Annotated in this window: 20 protein-coding genes and 2 tRNA genes; 15 read left to right on the forward strand and 7 right to left on the reverse strand. The window is 66.0% G+C overall.

Annotated elements, in window-relative coordinates:
- Positions 1-15: 15 nt before the first annotated feature.
- The 11 genes from ACREYQ_RS05955 (at position 16) to ACREYQ_RS06005 (ending at position 10889) form a co-directional block, all read left to right on the forward strand.
- Complete coding sequence (locus tag ACREYQ_RS05955) at positions 16-2241, forward strand: RelA/SpoT family protein (protein ID WP_432259842.1); 2226 nt, start codon at positions 16-18, stop codon at positions 2239-2241.
- Between the two features lie 21 nt (positions 2242-2262).
- Positions 2263-2339 (forward strand) — tRNA-Val (locus ACREYQ_RS05960).
- A gap of 359 nt (positions 2340-2698) precedes the next feature.
- The gene (thrS, locus tag ACREYQ_RS05965; protein WP_432259843.1) at positions 2699-4606 is read left to right on the forward strand and encodes a threonine--tRNA ligase; all 1908 of its coding nucleotides are present in this window, start codon (positions 2699-2701) and stop codon (positions 4604-4606) included.
- A gap of 48 nt (positions 4607-4654) precedes the next feature.
- A complete protein-coding gene (gene infC / locus ACREYQ_RS05970) occupies positions 4655-5176 on the forward strand; it encodes a translation initiation factor IF-3 (RefSeq protein ID WP_078195944.1) in 522 nt (173 codons plus the stop codon).
- A gap of 168 nt (positions 5177-5344) precedes the next feature.
- Entirely contained in the window at positions 5345-5542 is a 198-nt protein-coding gene (gene rpmI / locus ACREYQ_RS05975; RefSeq protein ID WP_006575466.1) for a 50S ribosomal protein L35, read from the forward strand.
- A gap of 28 nt (positions 5543-5570) precedes the next feature.
- A complete protein-coding gene (gene rplT, locus ACREYQ_RS05980; protein WP_008650487.1) occupies positions 5571-5927 on the forward strand; it encodes a 50S ribosomal protein L20 in 357 nt (118 codons plus the stop codon).
- 238 nt (positions 5928-6165) lie between these two features.
- Positions 6166-7197 (forward strand): phenylalanine--tRNA ligase subunit alpha, encoded by a 1032-nt coding sequence (pheS, locus tag ACREYQ_RS05985; protein WP_432259844.1) that lies wholly within the window; start codon positions 6166-6168, stop codon positions 7195-7197.
- 58 nt (positions 7198-7255) lie between these two features.
- The gene (gene pheT, locus ACREYQ_RS05990; RefSeq protein ID WP_432259845.1) at positions 7256-9703 is read left to right on the forward strand and encodes a phenylalanine--tRNA ligase subunit beta; all 2448 of its coding nucleotides are present in this window, start codon (positions 7256-7258) and stop codon (positions 9701-9703) included.
- A gap of 101 nt (positions 9704-9804) precedes the next feature.
- The gene (locus tag ACREYQ_RS05995; RefSeq protein ID WP_432259846.1) at positions 9805-10215 is read left to right on the forward strand and encodes an integration host factor subunit alpha; all 411 of its coding nucleotides are present in this window, start codon (positions 9805-9807) and stop codon (positions 10213-10215) included.
- Between the two features lie 116 nt (positions 10216-10331).
- Positions 10332-10757 carry a MerR family transcriptional regulator gene (locus tag ACREYQ_RS06000; RefSeq protein WP_432259847.1) on the forward strand — a complete coding sequence of 142 codons (426 nt, stop codon included), beginning with the start codon at positions 10332-10334 and terminating at the stop codon, positions 10755-10757.
- A gap of 55 nt (positions 10758-10812) precedes the next feature.
- Positions 10813-10889 (forward strand) — tRNA-Pro (locus tag ACREYQ_RS06005).
- A 139-nt stretch (positions 10890-11028) separates the two neighbouring features.
- Here ACREYQ_RS06005 and ACREYQ_RS06010 read toward each other — a convergent pair.
- The 4 genes from ACREYQ_RS06010 to ACREYQ_RS06025 all read right to left on the reverse strand — a co-directional run bounded on the left by ACREYQ_RS06010 (position 11029) and on the right by ACREYQ_RS06025 (position 12683).
- Entirely contained in the window at positions 11029-11409 is a 381-nt protein-coding gene (locus ACREYQ_RS06010; RefSeq protein WP_432259848.1) for a helix-turn-helix domain-containing protein, read from the reverse strand.
- The gene (locus ACREYQ_RS06015) at positions 11406-11663 is read right to left on the reverse strand and encodes a type II toxin-antitoxin system RelE family toxin (RefSeq protein ID WP_432259849.1); all 258 of its coding nucleotides are present in this window, start codon (positions 11661-11663) and stop codon (positions 11406-11408) included. The genes ACREYQ_RS06010 and ACREYQ_RS06015 overlap by 4 nt, the downstream gene beginning before the upstream one ends.
- A gap of 209 nt (positions 11664-11872) precedes the next feature.
- Entirely contained in the window at positions 11873-12379 is a 507-nt protein-coding gene (locus ACREYQ_RS06020; protein WP_432259850.1) for a cupin domain-containing protein, read from the reverse strand.
- A gap of 43 nt (positions 12380-12422) precedes the next feature.
- The gene (locus ACREYQ_RS06025; RefSeq protein WP_432259851.1) at positions 12423-12683 is read right to left on the reverse strand and encodes a hypothetical protein; all 261 of its coding nucleotides are present in this window, start codon (positions 12681-12683) and stop codon (positions 12423-12425) included.
- 206 nt (positions 12684-12889) lie between these two features.
- Between ACREYQ_RS06025 and ACREYQ_RS06030 the strand changes: the two genes are divergently transcribed.
- The 3 genes from ACREYQ_RS06030 to ACREYQ_RS06040 all read left to right on the forward strand — a co-directional run bounded on the left by ACREYQ_RS06030 (position 12890) and on the right by ACREYQ_RS06040 (position 14091).
- Complete coding sequence (locus tag ACREYQ_RS06030) at positions 12890-13276, forward strand: hypothetical protein (protein ID WP_432259852.1); 387 nt, start codon at positions 12890-12892, stop codon at positions 13274-13276.
- Positions 13277-13406: 130 nt separating this feature from the next.
- Positions 13407-13664 carry a hypothetical protein gene (locus tag ACREYQ_RS06035; RefSeq protein WP_432259853.1) on the forward strand — a complete coding sequence of 86 codons (258 nt, stop codon included), beginning with the start codon at positions 13407-13409 and terminating at the stop codon, positions 13662-13664.
- Positions 13665-13761: 97 nt separating this feature from the next.
- Complete coding sequence (locus ACREYQ_RS06040) at positions 13762-14091, forward strand: hypothetical protein (RefSeq protein ID WP_432259854.1); 330 nt, start codon at positions 13762-13764, stop codon at positions 14089-14091.
- A gap of 24 nt (positions 14092-14115) precedes the next feature.
- Here the strand turns inward: ACREYQ_RS06040 and ACREYQ_RS06045 are convergent, their stop codons facing one another.
- Positions 14116-18972 (reverse strand): NAD-glutamate dehydrogenase, encoded by a 4857-nt coding sequence (locus ACREYQ_RS06045; RefSeq protein WP_432259855.1) that lies wholly within the window; start codon positions 18970-18972, stop codon positions 14116-14118.
- Between the two features lie 168 nt (positions 18973-19140).
- On the reverse strand, positions 19141-19695 hold the full coding sequence (locus ACREYQ_RS06050) for a MarR family winged helix-turn-helix transcriptional regulator (protein WP_432259856.1): 555 nt from the start codon (positions 19693-19695) through the stop codon (positions 19141-19143).
- 397 nt (positions 19696-20092) lie between these two features.
- Between ACREYQ_RS06050 and ACREYQ_RS06055 the strand changes: the two genes are divergently transcribed.
- On the forward strand, positions 20093-21601 hold the full coding sequence (locus ACREYQ_RS06055) for an acetyl-CoA hydrolase/transferase family protein (RefSeq protein WP_432259857.1): 1509 nt from the start codon (positions 20093-20095) through the stop codon (positions 21599-21601).
- Between the two features lie 81 nt (positions 21602-21682).
- Here the strand turns inward: ACREYQ_RS06055 and ACREYQ_RS06060 are convergent, their stop codons facing one another.
- On the reverse strand, positions 21683-22042 hold the full coding sequence (locus ACREYQ_RS06060; protein WP_432259858.1) for a hypothetical protein: 360 nt from the start codon (positions 22040-22042) through the stop codon (positions 21683-21685).
- Positions 22043-22151 lie beyond the last annotated feature (109 nt).

Raw genomic sequence — 22151 nt, forward strand, 5'->3', positions numbered from 1 at the left:
TGCAGGCGTAGTGACATGGTGACGTCGACCGACCTGACCGGGCGGGTCGCGGGGATTCCGGACACCGAACTGGTCGAGCGCGCGCTGGCCTACGTGCGCGAGCACGGCGCCGGGGTGGCGCTGCCCACCGGCGAGACCGTGCTGTCGCACGCGCAGGGCATGCTGCGCATTCTTGATGGCCTGCGCGTCGACGATGCCGCGCGCGCCGCTGCCTGCCTGTTCGGGCTGGCGGCATTCGTGCCCGGCACCGAGGCCGAGATCGCGCCGCGCTTCGGCGACGAGGTGGCGCGGCTGGTCGATGGCGTGCGGCAGCTGCTGCGCATCGGCGCCATCGCCGGCAGCCGCCCCGACGCCGAGCCCTCCACCTCCAAGAACGAAGCGCAGGCCCGCCACGAGCAGGTCGAGGCCTTGCGCAAGATGTTGCTGGCATTTGCCCAGGACATCCGCGTGGTGCTGGTGCGCCTGGCCTCGCGGCTGCAGACGCTGCGCTGGCTGGCCGAGACCAAGCAGGCGCCGCTGCCCGGCGTGGCGCGCGAAACGCTGGACATCTACGCGCCGCTGGCCAACCGCCTGGGCATCTGGCAGATGAAGTGGGAGCTGGAGGACCTGGCGTTCCGCTTCGAGCAGCCCGATACCTACAAGCGCATTGCCAGGCTGCTGGACGAGAAGCGCATCGAGCGCGAAGGCTATATCGCCAGCGCCATCGAACGGCTGCAGTCCGAACTGGCAACGGCCGGCATCCGTGCCGAGGTCAGCGGCCGGCCCAAGCACATCTACAGCATCTGGAAGAAGATGCGCGGCAAGGAGCTGGATTTTGCCGACCTGTACGATGTGCGCGCCTTCCGCGTGATCGTCGACGATATCAAGGACTGCTACACGGTGCTCGGTATCGTCCACCATATCTGGCAGCCGATCCCGCGCGAGTTCGACGACTATATCTCGCGGCCCAAGGCCAATGGCTACAAGTCGCTGCACACGGTGGTGATCGGCGATGACGGGCGCGCGTTCGAGGTGCAGATCCGCACCCACGAGATGCACCACTTCGCCGAATACGGCGTGGCCGCGCACTGGCGCTACAAGGAGGCGGGCAGCCGCGGCTATGCCGGGCAGTTCTCCGCCAGCGAGCGCTATGACGAGAAGATAGCGTGGCTGCGCCAGCTGCTGGCGTGGAAGGACGACGCCGACCACAGCGTGGCGCACGATGAGTCGTGGGAGCAGATCAAGCACGCCGCGATCGACGACCACATCTACGTGCTCACGCCGCAGGCGCGCGTGGTGGCGCTGCCGCAGGGCGCGACCGCGGTGGACTTTGCCTACTACCTGCACAGCGATCTCGGCCACCGTTGCCGCGGCGCGCGCGTCGACGGCACCATGGTGCCGCTGAACACGCCGCTGAAGAACGGCCAGACCGTGGAGATCATCGCGGTCAAGCAGGGCGGGCCGTCGCGCGACTGGCTCAATGCGGACCTGGGCTACCTGGCCAGCAGCCGCGCGCGCGCCAAGGTGCGCGCGTGGTTCAACGCGCTCGATTCGCAGGAAACCATCGCGCAGGGCCGGGTGCTGATCGACAAGACGCTGCAGCGCGAAGGCAAGACCGCGGTCAAGCTGGAAGACCTGGCCGCGCGGCTGGGCTTCAAGACGCCGGAAGAACTGTTCGCGGCGGTGGCGAAGGACGAGTTCAGCCTGCGCCATGTTGAGCACGCGCTGCGCCACCCGGAGGGCGAGGTCCAGGCGCCGCTGAGCGAGGAAGACGCCGTCACCAAGAAGAGCCGCGCTACCAGCGTGGCGCGCGGCGCCAAGAGCGGCGTGCTGGTGGTGGGGGTGGATTCGCTGATGACGCAGATGTCGCGCTGCTGCAAGCCGGCGCCGCCGGACGATATCGTCGGTTTTGTCACGCGCGGGCGCGGCGTGTCAATTCATCGGCGCAGCTGCCACACCTTCCAGCAGCTGGCGGCGCGCGCGCCGGAGCGGGTGATCCAGACCGAGTGGGGGCAGAAGAGCCACGCCGCGGTTTATCCGGTCGACATCCATGTCGAGGCGATCGACCGTCAGGGCTTGCTGCGCGATATCTCGGAAGTGCTGTCGCGGGAGAAGATCAACGTCACCGGTGTCAAGACACTCTCCAGCAAGGGCGTGGCGCGCATGCAGTTCACCGCCGAGGTGTCCGAGGCGACGCAGCTGCAGCGCGCGCTGCAGCTGATCGAAGAGGTCCAGGGGGTGTTGCAGGCGAAAAGAAAGTGATGCTATACTTGCGGCTTCGCTAGGCTCGTAGCTCAGCTGGTTAGAGCACCACCTTGACATGGTGGGGGTCGTTGGTTCGAGTCCAATCGAGCCTACCAACGAATTGCAGTAAAGCAGTAAAAAGAAGTGCGGCAAGTCCGATTCAACCCCATACGGAACGGAAGGGCATCATGGTTATGACACCGCGAACTACTACCGCTGGCAAGCGACAGTAGTCGAGGTGCGCCTTCGACCCGGTTGGATCGGGTTTGATAAAGAGAAACGCGGCCTTGGCCGCGTTTTTTTTTCGTCTGTCGCCTGCCAGCACCCTGCTAAGCTGCCGCCTTCGCGCGCTGCGGTGCAGGGCAGTAAAGCATGAATCGCCAGCCCCGCAGGCATGCGGGCCGGTGCCACAAGATGCAGTTTGATCCGCTCGGACGATGCGCAAGGCGCGGCCGGCGGAACCTGGAGAGTCGAAATGATCGCAATCACGCTGCCGGATGGGTCCCGCCGCGAGTTTCCCGGCCCGGTAACGGTTGCCGAAGTGGCGCAGAGCATCGGTTCCGGCCTGGCCAAGGCCGCGCTGGCCGGCAAGGTGGATGGCCAGATGGTCGACACGAGCTATCGGATCGACCGCGATGCCGAGCTGGCCATCGTCACGGACAAGGACGCCGATGGCGTCGACGTGATCCGCCACTCCACGGCCCACTTGCTGGCCTATGCCGTCAAGGAGCTGTATCCCGAGGCGCAGGTGACGATCGGGCCGGTGATCGAAAACGGCTTCTATTACGACTTCGCCTACAAGCGTCCTTTCACGCCCGAAGACCTGGCCGCCATCGAGAAGAAGATGTCGGAACTCGCCCGCAAGGACGAGAAGGTCACGCGCGAAGTGTGGAACCGCGACGAGGCGGTGGCGCTGTTCGAGTCGATGGGCGAGAAGTACAAGGCCGAGATCATCGGCTCGATCCCGGCTGACCAGGAAATCGGCCTGTACCGCGAAGGCAGTTTCGTCGACCTTTGCCGCGGCCCGCACGTGCCGTCCACGGGCAAGCTGAAGGTCTTCAAGCTGATGAAGGTGGCCGGCGCCTACTGGCGCGGCGACGCCAACAACGAGATGCTCCAGCGCATCTACGGCACGGCCTGGGCGAAGAAGGAAGACCAGGAGGCCTACCTGCACATGCTGGAAGAGGCCGAGAAGCGCGACCACCGCAAGCTGGGCAAGACGCTTGACCTGTTCCACCTGCAGGAAGAGGCGCCCGGCATGGTGTTCTGGCACCCGAAGGGCTGGCAGGTGTGGCAGGCCGTGGAGCAGCACATGCGCGGCCGCCTGACGGATGCGGGCTACGATGAAGTCCGTACGCCGCAGGTGATGGACCGTTCGCTTTGGGAAAAATCAGGCCACTGGCAGAACTACAAAGAGAACATGTTCGTCACGGAGTCGGAGAAGCGCGACTACGCGATCAAGCCGATGAACTGCCCGGGCCACGTGCAGATCTTCAACCACGGCCTGCGCTCGTACCGCGACCTGCCGCTGCGCCTGGCCGAGTTCGGCGCCTGCCACCGCAACGAGCCGTCCGGCGCGCTGCACGGGCTGATGCGCGTGCGCGGCTTTGTGCAGGATGATGCGCACATCTTCTGCACGGAAGAGCAGATCGTCGCGGAGGCCAAGGCCTTCAACGAACTGGCGTTCTCGGTCTACGACGACTTCGGTTTCAAGGATGTGAAGGTCAAGCTGTCGCTGCGCCCGGACCAGCGCGCCGGCTCGGATGAGATCTGGGACCATGCCGAAGAGGGCCTGCGCCTGGCGCTGCGCGCCTGCGGCGTGGATTGGGAGGAACTACCGGGCGAGGGCGCTTTCTACGGCCCGAAGGTCGAGTACCACATCAAGGACGCGATCGGCCGCTCGTGGCAGTGCGGCACGCTGCAGCTGGACCTGGTGCTGCCGGAACGCCTGGATGCCGAATACGTCTCCGAGGACAACTCGCGCAAGCGCCCGGTGATGCTTCACCGCGCCATCCTGGGCTCGTTCGAGCGCTTCCTGGGCATCCTGCTGGAAAATCACGCCGGCGCGCTGCCGGCCTGGCTGGCGCCGGAGCAGGTGGTGGTCATGAATATTGCGGATTCGCAGGCAGAGTACGCTGAAAGCGTCGTGCAATTGCTGCAAAAACAAGGGTTTAGGGCCAAGGCCGATTTGCGTAACGAGAAAATTACGTATAAAATCCGCGAGCATTCGCTTCAAAAGGTTCCCTACCTGCTGGTAGTGGGCGACAAGGAGCGGGATGCCAATCAAGTGGCCGTGCGTGCCCGTGGCAATGTGGATCTGGGTGTGATGCCCGTCTCCGCGTTTGTTGAGCGTCTGCAAAACGACGTCGCCAGCAAAGCCTGATGGGTGGAGAGCACGGCTTGTTTTTTTGTCTTCTTGAGGTAACGCAACATCGCTACGGACAAAGGTCATCGCATCAACCGGGAAATCAGCGCGCCTGAGCTGCGCCTGGTAGGGGTTGATAACGAACAGCTCGGCATCGTCAAGTTCATGGACGCGCTCCGGCTGGCTGAAGATAAGGACTTGGACCTGGTGGAGATCGCGCCGAACGCGGTCCCGCCCGTCGCCCGGATCATGGATTACGGGAAGTTCAAGTACGAGGAAGCCAAGCGCGCCCACGAGGCGAAGCTGAAGCAGAAAATCATCCAGGTCAAGGAAGTCAAGTTCCGGCCGGGTACGGATGATGGCGACTACAACGTCAAGCTGCGCAACCTGAAGCGCTTCCTGGAAGACGGCGACAAGACCAAGATCACGCTGCGGTTCCGTGGTCGCGAGATGGCGCACCAGGAAATCGGCGCGCGCATGCTCGAACGCCTGAAGGCGGACCTGGAAGAAATCGGCCAGGTCGAGCAGATGCCGAAGATGGAAGGGCGCCAGATGGTGATGGTGCTCGCCCCCAAGAAGAAGAAGTAATTCTTGCGCGATGCGGCGGCCGGGATGCCAGGCATCCCGGCGTTGCTTCGTGCAGAAGCCGCGCGTCGCCCGCAAGGGATGCACGCGCAACAACAAGTGGATGCGGGTCTTGCAAGCGTCGGCGTGAGCCGTCCACCTGCATGCATGTCATATGAGCTGGAGTTTTTCATGCCGAAGATGAAGACGAAGAAAAGCGCTTCCAAGCGCTTTACTGCCCGTCCGAACGGTTCGTTCAAGCGTGGCCAGGCCTTCAAGCGTCACATCCTGACCAAGAAGACCACCAAGAACAAGCGTCAACTGCGCGGTACCCAGGACGTCCATGAGACGAACCTGAAGTCGGTGCGCGCGATGATGCCGTACGCATAACCCCTAACGAAAACGAAAGGAGCATTACATGCCTCGAGTAAAGCGTGGGGTCACTGCACGGGCCCGTCACAAGAAAGTCATCGACGCTGCCAAGGGTTACCGCGGCCGTCGCAATAACGTCTACCGTATCGCCAAGCAGGCGGTCATGCGTGCTGGCCAGTACGCATACCGCGATCGCCGCAACAAGAAGCGCGTGTTCCGCGCCCTGTGGATTGCGCGTATCAATGCCGCGACGCGTGAGCATGGCATGACCTACAGCGTGTTCATGAACGGTCTGAAGAAGGCCTCGATTGAACTGGACCGCAAGGTGCTGTCGGACATGGCTATTCACGACAAGCCTGCCTTTGCCGCCATCGTCAACCAGGTGAAAGCCACCGTTGCCTGATGCCGGCTGCGGCCGCGCGCGAGCGTAGCCGGGCAAGCACCGACCGCAAGGTCGACCGCTGACCGCAAGGTCCGCTGAAACGGGGCTCCTCACCGAGCCCCGTTTTTATTTCGAATGCCGTTTCGGTGGCCGCCATCGCGTTGCCGAGACCGTATTCGAAACGAACACCGCACGTAGTGCCAACCCACGTCGGACCGGCGCGTACCGGCCCGACGCCAAAAATCCCACGACCGCCGCCATGTCTCAGGATCTGGATCAAATTGTCGCCGATGCCCAGGCCGCCTTCGCCGCCGCCAACGACAACGCCACGCTGGAAAACGAAAAGGCCCGCTTCCTGGGCAAGACCGGCGCGCTGACCGAGCTGCTCAAGGGTCTCGGCAAGCTCGACCCGGACACCCGCAAGACCGAAGGCGCCCGCATCAACCAGGTCAAGCAGCAGGTCGAAGCCGCGCTGCAGGCGCGCCGCCAGGGGCTGGCCGACGCGCTGATGAACGCGCGCCTGGCCGCCGAGGCTATCGACGTCACGCTGCCTGGCCGCGCGGTCAGCCGCGGCAGCCTGCACCCGGTGATGCGCACGTGGGAGCGCGTGGAACAGATCTTCGGCTCGATCGGCTTCGATGTGGCCGACGGCCCCGAGATCGAGACCGACTGGATGAACTTCACCGCGCTGAACAACCCGGACAACCACCCGGCGCGTTCGATGCAGGACACCTTTTACGTCGACGGCCGAGACAGCGAAGACAAGCTGCTGCTCCTGCGTACGCACACCAGCCCGATGCAGGTGCGCTATGCGAAGATGCACGTCGAGAAGTATGCCGGCAAGGCGATGCCGCCGATCAAGGTGATCTGCCCGGGCCGCACCTATCGCGTCGACAGCGACGCCACGCACTCGCCCATGTTCAACCAGGTCGAAGGCCTGTGGATCGGCGAGGACGTCAGCTTTGCCGACCTCAAGGGCGTGTACACCGACTTCCTGCGCAAGTTCTTCGAGCGCGACGACATCCAGGTGCGCTTCCGCCCGTCGTACTTCCCGTTCACCGAGCCGTCGGCGGAGATCGACATGGCCTTCGGTAATGGGAAGTGGCTGGAAATCTCCGGTTCGGGCCAGGTGCATCCGAACGTGCTGCGCAATATGGGCCTCGATCCCGAGCGCTATATCGGTTTTGCGTTCGGCTCCGGCCTGGAGCGCCTGACCATGCTGCGCTACGGCATCAACGACCTGCGCCTGTTCTTCGAGGGCGACGTGCGTTTCCTGCGCCAGTTCGCCTGACGCGCCGCCGCCTCACTCGACATCGACTACACAGAATACTTACCGGATCAGAAGCGCCATGCAATTCTCGGAATCCTGGCTTCGCACCTTCGCCAACCCTGAAAAGATCTCCACCGACGCGCTGTCGCACACCCTGACCATGGCTGGCCTGGAAGTGGAAGAGGTGGGCCCGGTCGCGCCGCCGTTCGACAAGATCGTGGTCGCGCGCGTGCTGTCGACCGAGCGCCATCCCAACGCCGACCGTCTCAACGTGTGCCAGGTCGATGCCGGCACCGGCGAGACCCTGCAGATCGTCTGCGGCGCGCCCAATGTCAAGCCGGGCATCCTGGTGCCGTGCGCACTGGTGGGCGCCGTGCTGCCGCCGGCCGAGGACGGCGGCAAGCCGTTCGAGATCAAGGTCGGCAAGCTGCGTGGCGTGGACAGCTACGGCATGCTGTGCTCGGCGCGCGAACTGAAGCTGTCGGAAGACCACGGCGGCCTGATGGTGCTGCCGGACGATGCGCCGGTCGGCCAGGACATCCGCCAGTACCTCGACCTGGACGACCAGGTCTTCGTCATCAAGCTGACGCCGAACAAGGCCGACTGCCTGTCGATCCATGGCGTGGCGCGTGAAGTGTCGGCCCTGACCGGCGCTCCGCTGACCCTGCCCGAGATGAAGCCGGTGGCGGTGACGATCCAGGACCAGCTGCCGGTCAAGGTATCGGCCCCGGACCTGTGCGGCCGCTTTTCCGGCCGCGTGATCCGCGGCGTCAACGCGCGCGCGGCCACGCCGCACTGGATGGTGCAGCGCCTGGAGCGCTCGGGTCAGCGCAGCGTTTCCGCGCTGGTCGATATCTCCAACTACGTGATGCTGGAGCTGGGCCGTCCGTCGCACGTGTTTGACCTGAGCAAGATCCACGGCGGCCTGGACGTGCGCTGGGGCCGCAAGGGCGAACAGATCAAGCTGCTCAACGGCAATACCATCGAGGTCGACGAGCAGGTCGGCGTGATCGCCGATGACAAGGAAATCGAGAGCCTGGCCGGCATCATGGGTGGCGACAGCACCGCCGTGACGCTGGACACCACGGACATCTATCTCGAGGCCGCATTCTGGTGGCCCGCCGCGATCCAGGGCCGTGGCCGCCGCTACAACTTCTCGACCGACGCCGGACACCGCTTCGAGCGCGGCGTGGACTACGCCACCACCGTCGAGCACATCGAACGCATCACCGCGCTGATCCTCGAGATCTGCGGCGGCCAGGCCGGCCCGGTGGACGACCACGTGGTCAACCTGCCGCAGCGCAAGCCGGTCAGCCTGCGCGTGGCGCGCGCCGAGCGCGTGCTCGGCATCGAGCTGTCGCCGGCGGCCATTGCCGATGTGTTCCAGCGCCTGCGGCTGCCGTTCACGCGCACGCAGGGCGCCGACGGCGAGGTGTTTGAAGTCACGCCGCCGAGCTACCGCTTCGATATCGAGATCGAGGAAGACCTGATCGAGGAAGTGGCCCGCATCTATGGTTTCGAGCGCATCCCGGCGCGTCCGCCGATCGCCGAAAGCGAGATGCGCCCGACCGACGAGGCCCGCCGCTCCACCCACGTGGTGCGTCATGCCGTGGCCGCGCGCGACTACCAGGAGGTGATCAACTTCGCCTTCGTCGAAGAGCAGTGGGAGCGCGACTTCGCCGCCAACGACAACCCGATCCGCCTGCTGAACCCGATCGCCAGCCAGCTGGCGGTGATGCGCTCGACGCTGATCGGCGGGCTGGTCGACAAGGTGCGCTACAACCTGAACCGCAAGGCCGCGCGCGTGCGCCTGTTCGAGGTGGGCCGCGTGTTCCATCGCGACGGCAGCGTGCAGGACGGCGGCCTGACGGTGGTCGGCTATGACCAGCCGATGATGGCCGCGGGCGTCGCCTACGGCCCGGCCTTCGAGGAGCAGTGGGGCATCCCCACGCGCAACGTCGACTTCTTCGACATCAAGGGCGATGTCGAGGCGCTGTTCCATCCGCGCGTGCCGCGTTTCGAGCCGGTGTCGCACCCGGCGCTGCATCCGGGCCGCGCCGCGCGCGTGCTGCTCGACGGCAAGCCGGTTGGCGTGGTCGGTGAACTGCATCCGCGCTGGCTGCAGGAGTACGAGCTGGCGCATGCGCCGGTGCTGTTCGAACTGCAGCTCGACGCGCTGCGCGATACCGGCCTGCCGGCGTACACCGAGATCTCCAAATTCCCGGCCGCCGTGCGCGACCTGGCCGTGGTCGTGAAGCAGACGGTACGCGTGCAGGACCTGCTCGACGCCATGCGCGCGGCACTGGAAAAGCAGGGCTACGGCCGCTACTGCCAGAGCCTCGTGCTGTTCGACGAGTTCCGTCCCAAGGGCGCTTCCACTGCCATCGGCGCGGACGAGAAAAGCCTTGCGTTCCGGGTGACCTTGCAAGATACTGGGTCGACCCTCCAGGACGAAACCGTCGACAGCGCAGTGCGCTGCATGGTCGACGCGCTGACAGAGGCCTTCCAGGCCCGGCTGCGCGGCTAAGCCATCGCCAGTACGCGACAAGTACGCGACGGACACACGATAAACAAGGGCGCCCGGGCCAGCCCCGGGCGGATCGCCAGACAGACACTCGAGCGATCGACATGAATGATCGAGACGCGAATTCCATGACCGCTGCAGCACTGGGTGAGATGAGCGACCGGCAGGCTTCCTCCCTTGACGATGCAATGCCGGACGCCCGCGCGACCGAAGTTCCCACGCTGACCAAGGCCGAGCTCGCCGAGATGCTGTTCGACCAGGTGGGCCTGAACAAGCGCGAATCGAAGGACATGGTCGAAGCCTTCTTCGACGTCATCCGCGAAGCGCTGGAGCAGGGCGACAGCGTCAAGCTGTCCGGCTTCGGCAACTTCCAGTTGCGCGACAAGCCGCAGCGTCCCGGCCGCAATCCCAAGACCGGCGAAGTCATCCCGATCACCGCGCGCCGCGTGGTGACGTTCCACGCCAGCCAGAAGCTCAAGGGCCTGGTGGAAGAACGCGCCGACATCGCCGGCTGACGCGTCCCCCGAACGGCGGATTGCTTCCCGCGGCCGGCATCGGTATTCTTCTGGGCGCGCACCCGGTGCGCGCCAACCTCATGGCCGGCATGGCCTGACGCTCGTCTACATACCACATGTCGGACAAATCCAGCGACCGCATCGCGTTGCCGCCGATCCCGGCCAAGCGCTACTTCACCATCGGTGAGGTGAGCGAGCTTTGCGCCGTCAAGCCGCACGTCCTGCGCTATTGGGAGCAGGAGTTCACGCAACTCAAGCCCGTCAAGCGCCGCGGCAACCGCCGTTACTATCAGCACCACGAAGTCCTGCTGATCCGCCGCATCCGCGAACTGCTGTACGAGCAAGGCTTCACCATCAACGGTGCGCGCAACCGCCTCGATGAAGGCCGCCACCACAGTGCGGCGACGGCAGCGCAGGAAGCCGCGGAAGCCGATGACGAAAGCACAACGGCACTGTCGGTCGATATCGCCGGCTTGCGCAATGAACTGGTCGAAGTCCAGCACCTGCTTGCGCAACTGCGCGAGATTGCGAAGCATGGATAATTTCGACGTCACCCGCTAGTCATACGCGAAATGCTTCTGTTATAATCTTTTGCTTCGGGGCGTAGCGCAGCCTGGTAGCGTACCTGCATGGGGTGCAGGTGGTCGGAGGTTCAAATCCTCTCGCCCCGACCAGACAGAAACCCGCTTGGTGAATAGCCAGGCGGGTTTTTTATTTTGTTTGCGCCGCGTTTGCCAACGAGCCGCAACGGGATACGGGCGTGTCCAATGCCCGTTGCGATGCTCGCAGCGGCGGCGTGAGGTCCGGAGTGGCTTACCCGCCGTTGGGTTCCACCAGCACATCCATCGGCACGTCGAGTGCGTCAGCAATTTTCTGCAACACCTCGATGGTGCCGTCGCGCTTGCGATTCTCGAGCTGGCTCAGGTAAGGCGTGCTCACGCCGGCCGCAGTGGCGACGGCATCCTGTGTCATGCGACGGTATTCGCGCCAGGCCTTGATAGGGTGGTCGCCGGCCAGTTCGGCGTCGACGACTGCCGCCGGGATACGCAGGCCGTCATCCCTAGCCTTGGCGGCATCGAAGAGCGCGATGTCCTCAAGATCTTCGAAGAGGTGCTTCACGCGATCCCAGATTTCAATGGGCACCACCGCGAATTCACGCTGCCCATCGCGTTCGATGAACTGGATTTCTGTCATTGGTAGGCGCCTCTACGCGGTTTGATTGCCAGCACCATGATCACCAGCCGGCCATTCTCGATCTGGTACAGCACGCGCCAGTCGCCCACGCGCAGGCGGTAGCCTTCACGGCCGGCCAGCTTTCCGGCATTCGGGTTTGGCGCGTAAGGATCGACCGCAAGCGCGTCGAGCTTGGCGCGGATGATTGTCGCGACGTTCCGGGGCATTGCCTTGAGGGCTTGTGCGGCTTGCCTGCTGAATTCGATGGCGTGCACGTGGATATTAGCAAATTGCTAACTTTATTGGCAAAGGGATTTCGCGGGTCGGATTCCCGCGCGGCCAGGACCGGAAGCCAGAAAAAGGCCCCCGGATACCCGGGTTCTCTCGCCATGGCGCCTTTGCCCTCCGGCTTAGACTGGCCCTGCTGTACTCATCGGCCCGCCCGCACCCCGCGGCGGCGGGCTGTTTTTTTTTTATGCGATGCCTATCGCGACAGCCTGCGCAACAGCGCGTCATATCCCCTTGCCAGCCCGGCAAGCGCCGCTGTGTCGGCCAGTTCGAATTCGCTGAACTGGAAGGCCGGCGCCACGGTGCAGCCGACCAGGGCAAAGTCCACGCCGTCGTCCAGATCCACGCGTTCGGCGGCAAACCACTGGCCGCCGGGCACCATCGCCTGGAAGGCCGCGCCGGGATGCCGCAGCGGGTCGCCCAGGCGCTGCGTAGCGATGGCACCGTCCACGATCCGGTGCACGTCCACCGGCGAGCCGGCGTGGTAGTGCCACAGTTCGTCGGACCGGATGCGGTGCCATGCTGAGAAATCGTTGCCGCACAGCATGTAGTGGATCGCGGTGCAGGCCTCGCGGGCGTGTCCGTCCTGGCACGCGACCTGTTCTTCGCTGCGATAGGTTTCGCGGTAATAGCCGCCTTCCGGATGCGGCTGCAGGTCGAGGGAGCGGATCAGTTGGCGGGCGGTCGGGCTGAGGTCTGGCATGGGGGCAGGGCGCGTGGCGCATCGGGGAGGCGGAATGCGTAGCTTAAAGCAGCGCGAAGCGTGCCTGTCCCGGACCGACCACGGCCGGGCGGCTCACTGGATAGCGGTGGCGGGTGCCCTGAGCGTCGAAAGACAGGAAGTCGGGCGTCCAGCGCAGGGATTGCAGCTGGCGTGGCTCGATGCCGTCGACGACGATGGCGCCGGCGTTCACACTGATGCTGCCGCAGGGCAGGCGCAGGGTTTCGGTGGCGTCGCCGAAGTAGTGGGCCTCGAGCAGGATGGAATCGGACTGGTACAAGGGCATGGCAGTGTCCTGATACTGTATGGATGTACAGTATAGTCCCGGCCTGCCGTTCGGTCATCCCCCTCGATTCTCATTTTTTGGGCCGTGGCTCACACAAGCCGCCAGCCGCTTCCAAGTGGTCTCGCCGCGGATTGGTATAACCTGAAACCAAGGCCGGTCGCATAACACTGTCGTGCCAGGACCGGCCGGGTCGCTACGGGGGTGCCATGGCGAGGTGCGGAAGCAAGGCTTGCTGGTTCGGCTTGGGCGTGGTGCTCGGCGCGGTGGCGGGCGGTTCCTGCGCGATGCTGGTGCGTGCCGCCGCGCAGGAGCGGGCGCTGCGCCGGCGCGATGCGCCGATGGTGCCGTCCGATGCCACCGCGGACCAGGCGCTGACCGTGGATGCCACCGATGTGGTGGAGTACCGCGGCTTCGTCGTCCATGTGTTTTGCCATGCGCTGGGCATGGGGCGGTTCAAGGCCCTGTGCGATATCTGGGAGTCGGGCGCCGTGGTGCTGGAGGGCGGCGGGCCGCCGACCACGCATGTGACGGCGGAGGAGGCGCGATCGGCGGCGATTGCTTGGGCGCGGCAATGGGTGCAGCGCAACGGTTGAAATTCGCCCGCCGCCGGACGACTGGCCCGATAATCGCGGCGGTGCAAGTGCGGACTGCCTGCCCGGCGGGCCGTGTCCGCCCCGGATCGCGCCCCGGACTCACGATTGGCGTCACTTTCCAGGAGTATTCATGTTTGTTTGTGGGAACCAGGCTTGCGGCGCACGCTGGGAGCTGGACGAGATCCAGATCCGCAATGAAGGGCAGGGGCCGGTGTTCCGTTGCCCGCAATGCGGCGCGCGCAACCATGTCGAGGCACGCACGGCGCGCGATGGCAGCACGGTCTACCGCCAGGTGCCCGCAAAGGCCGCCGAAAAGGTGCCAGCAAAGGCGCCCGCAAAGACAGCCGAGAGGGGCCGCCCAAAGACCGGCGCAAAGCCGACGCGCTAGCCCGGTCCGGCGGCAGGCCATGTCACCCCACCTGTGTGGGGTCAAATTCACATCGTTGGCGGCTTAAGCTAGTTTGGGCAGGACCGTTAAACAGAATATGGACTTTGCCGACCTCCCCCTAGACTCCGCTTCCAATGCTGAACGCATGGGCTGGGCAAACGCTTCGCCCGATGTGATTGCGAAGGTATTGAATTCGGCGCTGGCGGCGCAGGACCTCTCCGGGTTTGCCGCGCTGCTGTCGGATATCGCGCGCGACCGCGGCCTGAAGGGCGAGCGCGCCGCGCACCAGTCGATCTATGACATGCCGTACGCCAGCCTGCTGCCCAGGCAGAAGCACCAGCTGTCCGATGCGTTCGAGCTGCTGATCCTGCTCGGCCTGGAACTGCGTCCGCGCGGTGCCGGTGTGGACATCGACACGGACGAGTAAGCGCTAGAGCTGGCAAGCGCGGCGTCAGCCGCGCTCCAGCATGCCGATCTCGCGCACCGCCACCGACAGCATCGACAGCCCTGCGGCCCCCGAGGCGCGCTGGTCCGCCAGCATGCGCGTGAAGCGTTCCAGCGCGCCATGGCGGCTGGCCCGCCAGGCGTCGATCATGGCTTCAGGCGTATCGAGCCCGTCCGCGTGCGACTGCACGCTGACTGTCAGCGCGCGCTTGAGCCGCCCCAGGTCTTCCAGCGTGGTGGTGCGGGCCAGCAGGTCCCAGTGCGTGTCCGATGGCAGCGCCAGCGCGCGCTCGCGCAGCCAGCTGAAGCTCAGGTGGCTGTCCAGCGCAAAATAGACCCCAGCCACCAGATTCAGGCTGCGTTCGCATGCCGTCGCGACTTCGGCGATGTCGAGCGCGGCGGCGGAGATTTCGCTGCCGGCCACGCGCACGGCCAGCGCTTCGTCGACGCCTGCGTCCGTCAGCGCCCTGGTGCGCTCCGTCAACGCCGCGGCATCGGCCTGCGGCAGCAGCTGCGGTAGTTGCGGCACCAGCCACTGCGCCGCCTGCGCAAAGCGCGTCAGGTCTTCCGTGGTCTTGCTGCCGGTGCGCAGATAGCGGATGAACCACAGGCATGCGCGCTCCAGCAGCAGCGCCACGGCGCCGAACATGCGCGCCTGCTCGGCGTCGGCCACGCGGTTGTCGAGCGCATCGATTTCCTGCCACAGCGCGGTCAGGCCGAACACATCGCGCGTGATCAGGCAGGCGCGCACGATGTCGGCCGGACGCGCGTCGGTCTCTTCCATGATCCGGTGCACGAAGGTGGCGCCGATGCGGTTGACCAGCATATTGGTCAGGTGCGTCGACAGGATCTCGCGGCGCAGCGGGTGGCGCTGCATGGCCTCACCGTAGCGCTGGCGCAGCGGCACCGGGAAGTAATCGGAAAGCAGGCCGGAGACCAGCGCGTCTTCGGGCACGTCGGAGCCGAGCAGCTCGTCATACAGCCACATCTTGCTGTAGGCCAGCAGCACGGCGCGCTCGGGCGAGGTAAGCCCTTCGCTGGCAAGCTTGCGCTCGGCGATTTCCTCGTCCGACGGCAGGAACTCCAGCGCGCGGTTGAGTCGCCCGGCGCGTTCCAGCCAGCGCACCAGCCGCGCTTCGCCGTCGAGCAGCGCGGCGCTGCCGCGCCCGGCCACCGACAGCGCCTGGGTCTGGTAGTAGTTGTCCTGCAGCACCAGCAGGCCGACCTCGTCGGTCATCTCGGCCAGCAGCTTGTTGCGCTGCTTCTCGGTCATCTCGCCGTCGCCCACCACCAGCCCGAGCAGGATCTTGATATTGACCTCATGGTCCGAGCAGTCCACGCCCGCCGAGTTGTCGATGGCATCGGTGTTGATGCGCCCGCCTTTGCGCGCGAACTCGATGCGGCCCAGCTGGGTGAAGCCCAGGTTGCCGCCTTCGCCGACGACCTTGCAGCGCAGGTCATTGCCGTTGACGCGCACCGCGTCGTTGGTGCGGTCGCCCGCCTGCAGGTGTGTTTCAAGGCTGGACTTGACGTAGGTGCCGATGCCGCCGTTGTAGAGCAGGTCCACCGGCGCCATCAGGATCGCGTGGATCAGTTCGGCCGGCGACAGCGCCGCCGCCGTGATGCCCAGCACCGCCTGCACCTGCGGCGACAGCGCGATGGTCTTGGCGGTGCGCGGATAGATGCCGCCGCCGGCGGAAATCAGCGTGGCGTCATAGTCGGCCCAGCTCGAGCGCGGCAGGCCGAACAGCCGCGCGCGTTCCTGCAGGCTGCCCGCCAGATCGGGATCGGGATCGAGGAAGATATGCCGGTGGTCGAAGGCCGCCACCAGCCGGATATGCGGCGACAGCAGCATGCCGTTGCCGAACACGTCGCCCGACATGTCGCCGATGCCGGCCACGGTGAAGTCGGTGGTCTGGATATCGACACCCATCTCGCGGAAATGCCGCTTGACCGATTCCCACGCGCCGCGCGCGGTGATGCCCATCTTCTTGTGGTCGTAGCCGACCGAGCCGCCCGAAGCGAAGGCATCGCCCAGCCAGAAGCCATACTCGGCCGAGATCGCATTGGCGAAGTCCGAGAACGTGGCGGTGCCCTTGTCGGCGGCAACCACCAGGTAGGGATCGTTGTCGTCGTGGCGCACCACCTCGGGCGGCGGCACCAGCTGGCCGCCGGCGAGGTTGTCGGTCAGGTCCAGCAGCCCGCGCAGGAAGGTCTGGTAGCAGGTGATGCCCTCCTGCAGGAAGGCGTCGCGGTCGGTGGGCGGGGGCGGGCGCTTGACCACGAAGCCGCCCTTGGAACCTACCGGCACGATCACCGTGTTCTTGACCATCTGCGCCTTCATCAGGCCCAGCACTTCGGTGCGGAAGTCCTCGCGCCGGTCCGACCAGCGCAGCCCGCCCCGGGCCACGCGCCCGCCGCGCAGGTGCACGCCTTCCACGCGCGGCGAGTAGACCCAGATCTCGAACATCGGGCGAGGCTCGGGCAGGCCGGGCACCAGCGCGGGATTGAACTTGAACGACACGTAGGGGCGCGGCTGGCCGTCCTCGCCGCGATGAAAGTAGTTGGTGCGCACGGTGGCGCTGATCACGCCCAGGAACAGCCGCAGGATGCGGTCTTCGTCCAGGTTGGGCACCTTGTCCAGGGCCGCGGCGATATCGGCCAGCAGCTTGTCGCAGCGCGCCTGGCGGGCGGTGTCGGCGGCGACCTGGCTGAAGGTGTCGAAGCGCGCCACGAACAGCGCCACCAGCATCGCGGCAATGGCGGCGTTGCCGGTCAGCGCGCGTTCGATATAGGCGTCGCTGAAGGTTGACCCCACCTGGCGCAGGTAGCGGGCGTAGGCGCGCAGGATGGTGACGTCGCGCGCGGCCAGTTCGGCGCGCAGCACCAGCCGGTTCAGGTCGTCGTTCTCGATCTCGCCGCGCCACGCGCGCCCGAACGCATCCTCGAACAGCGCCTTGACGCGCGCGATGTCGAACTCCGCCGCGCCGCCGCTGTCGGCGATCTCCAGCCCGAAGTCGTGCACCCACACCGGCACGCCGCTGTCGGGCTCGATCAGGTAGGGGCGTTCCTCATCCACGCGCACGCCCAGGTGCTCCAGCATCGGCAGGCTCAGCGACAGCGCGATCGGTTCGCCGGCGCGGTAGACCTTGAAGCGGAATGCCCCCGGCGCGGCTTCGATCGGGCGGTACAGGTTCATCGCCATGCCATTGCCGCGCAGCGCGTGCTCCATCAGCTCGATATCGCGTACCGCGGTGCGGGCCGGATAGTCTTCACGGTAGCCCGCGGGAAACGAGCCGCCATAGCGCTGCAGCAGCCGGTTGCCTTGCTCTTCGCCGTGGCTTTCGTGCAGCGCCTCGGCGAGGTCGTCCTGCCAGCGGCGGCTGGCGTGGACGATGCGTGCTTCCAGTTCGTGCGTGTCGACGTACGGCATGCTGCCGGGCTCGCCGCGCACGGTCAGCTGGATGCGCGCCAGCGGCGATTCCGACAGCAGCGGGGTGAACTCGCAACTGGTGCCGTGGAAGGCCGCGGTCAGCAGCTTCTGGATCTTCTGGCGCAGGTCGGTGTTGTACTTGTCGCGCGGCACGAACACCAGGCACGAGACAAAGCGGTCAAAGCGGTCGCGCCGCACAAAAAGCCGCGTGCGCTGGTGCTCCTGCAGCCGCAGGATGCCGGTGGTGATGTCGAACAGTTCATCCTCTGTCGCCTGGAACAGCTCGTCGCGCGGGTATTGCTCCAGGATGGTCACCAGCGACTTGTACAGGTGGCCCTTGGCAAGGAAGCCGGCGCGCGCCAGGATATTGGCGCACTTGCGCCGCACCAGCGGGATCTCCGCGATCGGCGCCATGTAGGCGGTCGAGGTGTACAGGCCGACGAAGCGCCGTTCGCCGAACAGCTGCCCGTTTTCATCGAGCAGCTTGACGCCGACATAGTCGAGATAGCCCGGCCGGTGCACGGTGGCGCGCGAATTGGCCTTGGTCAGGAAGATCGGCGAGCTGCCTTCGATGATGGCGGTGGCCGCCGCGGGCAGCAGCGTGAGGTCTTCGGCATCGGGCTCGCGCAGGCTTTCGCGCAGGATGCCCGCACCGGAGCCCGCCACGCCGCGCAGGAAATAGCGGCCGTCCCGCGCCACCAGTTGGTAGTCGCGCTGTCCGAGGAAGGAGAAGTGATCCTCCATCATCCATTCCAGGAAGGCGCGCGCCTCGACGCTGTCCGGCGAGGCGGCGTCCGGCGCTTGCGCCATGGCGCTGATGGTAGTCCGGGTGATGTCGCACATCTTCGGCCAGTCTTCCACGGCCGCGCGCACGTCGCCCAGCACCTGCGCGATGCCGCTGCGCAGCGCCTCCAGCCGCGCGGCCTCGCCGCTGCGGTCGATCTCGAAGTGGATAAAGGATTCCAGGCGCGAAGTGTCGCCGGCCTTGCCGGCCCCGCCCGGGGCAATCCGCTCGATGCCGCCGCCCGGGCCTTGCCAGACCCGGAACACGGGATGGATGGCCGAGTGCAGGGCCAGTCCCTGGCGGTTGATCTCCATCGTCACCGAATCCACCAGGAAGGGCATGTCGTCGTTGACGATCTCCACCACCGTGTGGTCGGAGTGCCAGCCGTGCTCTTCCAGGTTGGGGTTGTAGACGCGGATGCGGGCGCTGCCGGGGGTGAATTTCTGTGCCGTCTGCCAGTGCGCCATCACGGCGCCGTAGAGATCGGCGACTTCGCGCCGCAGCAGGTCCTCGGCGTCGGTCTGATCGAAGTAGTGCTGCAGGAAGGGCTCGGCCACGCTGAACATCGCCGCCGGCAGCCGCTCGCGCGCGAAGCCGGCCAGTTCATCCAGCAGGTGCGCGACTTTGTCTTCGTTCTCCTGCGGCATATTCCCTCCTCGCGGTGTCGATGGGCCACCGCAGCATGTGCCGGGGCATGCTCATACTTTAGGAAAAAACCGCGAGTCCGGCGCAACAATGTGGCGGGTGTCGGCGATGGCGAGGGAGGGGAAGCGGTCCGGTCCCGAGGCAACCTGCGGGACCGGCTTGCGCTGCGCTCAGAAGCGCGTCGCGGCGAGGGTGGGGCAGGCGGCAGGCCGGTGCGCGACCGGCGGCAGGCCGGGGCAATGGACGGGCGGCACGGGCTTGTCCTGCCCGGCGGCATCGCTGCCTGCGCGGATCTGGCGCGAAGTGTGGCCGTTCAGCGTGGTCTTCATCCGCTCCAGCAGGCTGCCCAGCGCCGCGCGCTCCTGCGAACTGAACGCGGCCACTGACACGCTGTGCAGCGCGCTGAGGGCCTGTGCGGCGCGCTGCAGCCGGTTGGCCGCGCCTTCCGCAATGCGGGGCGCCTCGGTTGCGGCGAACTCGATCCAGCCGTCGCGCTGCAACTCGTCCAGCATCGTCTCGGATCGCGCGGCATCGATCGGCATCGGACCTGCCAGGGGCGCGCCGCGCACGAAGGCACCGTGGCGGATGGCCCGCAACAGCAGCCACTGGGCGTAATTCAGGCCTGAGGTGCGCAGCGTCTGGTTCAACGCACCCTGCCAGGCGGTTACCGCGTCAATCAGGGCAAGGACAACCGGCTCGCTGGGTTCGAGGGGTCTTGGTTGCATGAATGGCGTCTCCTGTTGTGGTTTGCCGCCACTGCGATGCACTGTGCGCCCTTGATGGGCGCCAGAAAGGCCGGAGCATGGCCGGCCCGGGCGGCACGGACGCCACAGCCTCTCTGGCGGGCTGGGTCGACCGATGGGCGAGACACTACCAGAATCTTTTGCCTGTTTTATGACACTGCGGGAATGTCCTGAGTCGGAGCAAGGGCATAGTGCCGAGCGGGTCTCGCGCAGCCCGTGCCAGTTTATGAATAAAGCGACTGGGTGCCATGATTTTAAATCACAACCGGAATAATGATGGCTGGCTACACTGCTTGCCTAAGACCCCGCCAACGCGCCTTCAGGCCAGCACGGGGCGCGCGGCGCGGGCACGGGGCCGGCCGTCAGACCGGAGATGACGATGTACAAGGAACGCATTCGCCTGGCCAGGCTTCACGACAAGGTAGTCTCGGCCGACGAGGCCGCCGCGCTGATCCGCGACGGCATGACGGTGGGCATGAGCGGGTTCACGCGCGCGGGCGACTGCAAGGAAGTCCCGTTCGCGCTGGCGCGGCGGGCGGCAACGGAGCCGCTGCGCATCACCCTGATGACCGGTGCCTCGCTGGGCAACGACATTGACCGGGTGCTGGCGGAGGCCGACGTGATCGCGCGCCGCCTGCCGTTCCAGTCCGATGCGACACTGCGCCGCAAGATCAACGCCGGCGAGGTGATGTTCATCGACCAGCACCTGTCCGAGACCGTGGAGCAGCTGCGCTCGGGCCAGATCGCGCCGGTGGACGTGGCGGTGGTCGAAGCGGTGGCGATCACCGAGCAGGGCGGCATCGTCCCCAGCACCTCGGTCGGCAACTCGGCCAGCTTCGCCATGCTGGCGCGCAAGGTGATCGTCGAGATCAACCTGAACATGCCGCTGGAGCTGGAAGGGCTGCACGACATCTACTTCCCGGTGCAGCGCCCGTACCGCCAGCCGATCCCGCTGATCGCGCCCGAGCAGCGCATCGGCCTGCCGTATATCGCCATCGATCCCGAAAGGATCGCGGCCATCGTCATCACCGCCAAAGACGACAGCCCCTCCAACGCGCTGCCGCCGGATGCCGGCACGCGCCAGATCGCGGGCCATCTCAATGAATTCCTGCAGCACGAAGTCCGCGCCGGCAGGCTCTCGCCCTCGCTGCAGCCGCTGCAGGCGGGCATCGGCACCATCGCCAATGCGGTGCTGCATGGCATGGTGGATTCACCGTTCCGCGACCTGCAGATGTATTCGGAGGTGCTGCAGGACAGCACCATCGAGCTGCTGGACGCCGGGCGCCTGGCGTTTGCCTCGGCCTCGTCGGTGACGCTGACGCGCGAGGTGTACCAGCGCTTCCTGTCGAACCTGGACCGTTATCGCTCGCGCCTGGTGCTGCGTCCGCAGGAGATCAGCAACCATCCGGAGATCCTGCGCCGGCTGGGCCTGATCACCATCAACACGGCGCTGGAGTGCGACATCTACGGCAACGTCAACTCGACGCATGTGGGCGGCACGCACATGATGAACGGCATCGGCGGCTCCGGGGACTTTGCGCGCAATGCGCACCTGTCGGTATTCGTGACCAAGTCGGTGGCCAAGGGCGGCGATATCTCGAGCATCGTGCCGATGGTGGCGCATGTGGACCATACCGAGCACGACGTCGACGTGATCGTCACCGAGCATGGCCTGGCCGACCTGCGTGGCCTGGCGCCTCGCGAGCGCGCGCGCGCCATCATCGCCAACTGTGCCGACCCGCAATACCGCGAACTGCTGGGCGATTACTTCCGGCGCGCCAGCACGCACGGCGGCCAGACCCCGCACCTGCTGGAAGAGGCGCTGTCCTGGCATGTCGGCTTCCGCGACCGCGGCACCATGCGGCCGGCCCAGGCGCTGGCCGCCTGAATTCGACCTGCGCCAGAAAGCAAAACAGCCCGCGCAAGCGGGCTGTTTGCCGTGGTGCCGCCGCTTGGCGGCGCAGCAGGCTTACTGCGCCTTGCCGCCCTGGCTGGCGGGCGCCTTGGCGCCGTCGGTGTAGGGATCGAACTTGCCGGCCTTGGCGCCGTCGGTGTAAGGATCGAACTTGCCGGTCTTGGCGCCATCCGTATTCGGGTCGACCTTCTTGCCCGAATTGGTCAGCTCCGACTTGGTCGACTGCTTGGCGCCGTCGGTGTACGGGTCGAACTTGCCGGACTTGGCCGGGTTCTGGTGCGGGCTGGCCTTCTTGGTGTGGCTGCCGCCGTAGAGGTCGCCGCCTTCGGTGTAGTTCTTCTGCGCGTACACCTGGGTCGCGCCCAGTGCAGCCAGTGCTGCAACGATCAGGGTCGGAACGGTCTTCTTCAGCATCTTTCTAATCCTCGCGAATGACGGCTGCGCAGCGCCTGCGCGAAGCCGGTTTGGGGGCCGGACGTTGGCCGGCGATTGCCGGCGCCCGTTGCGGAGCACCCGGTAAATG

The organism is Cupriavidus sp. TMH.W2, from assembly GCF_050847365.1.
GTDB lineage: Bacteria > Pseudomonadota > Gammaproteobacteria > Burkholderiales > Burkholderiaceae > Cupriavidus.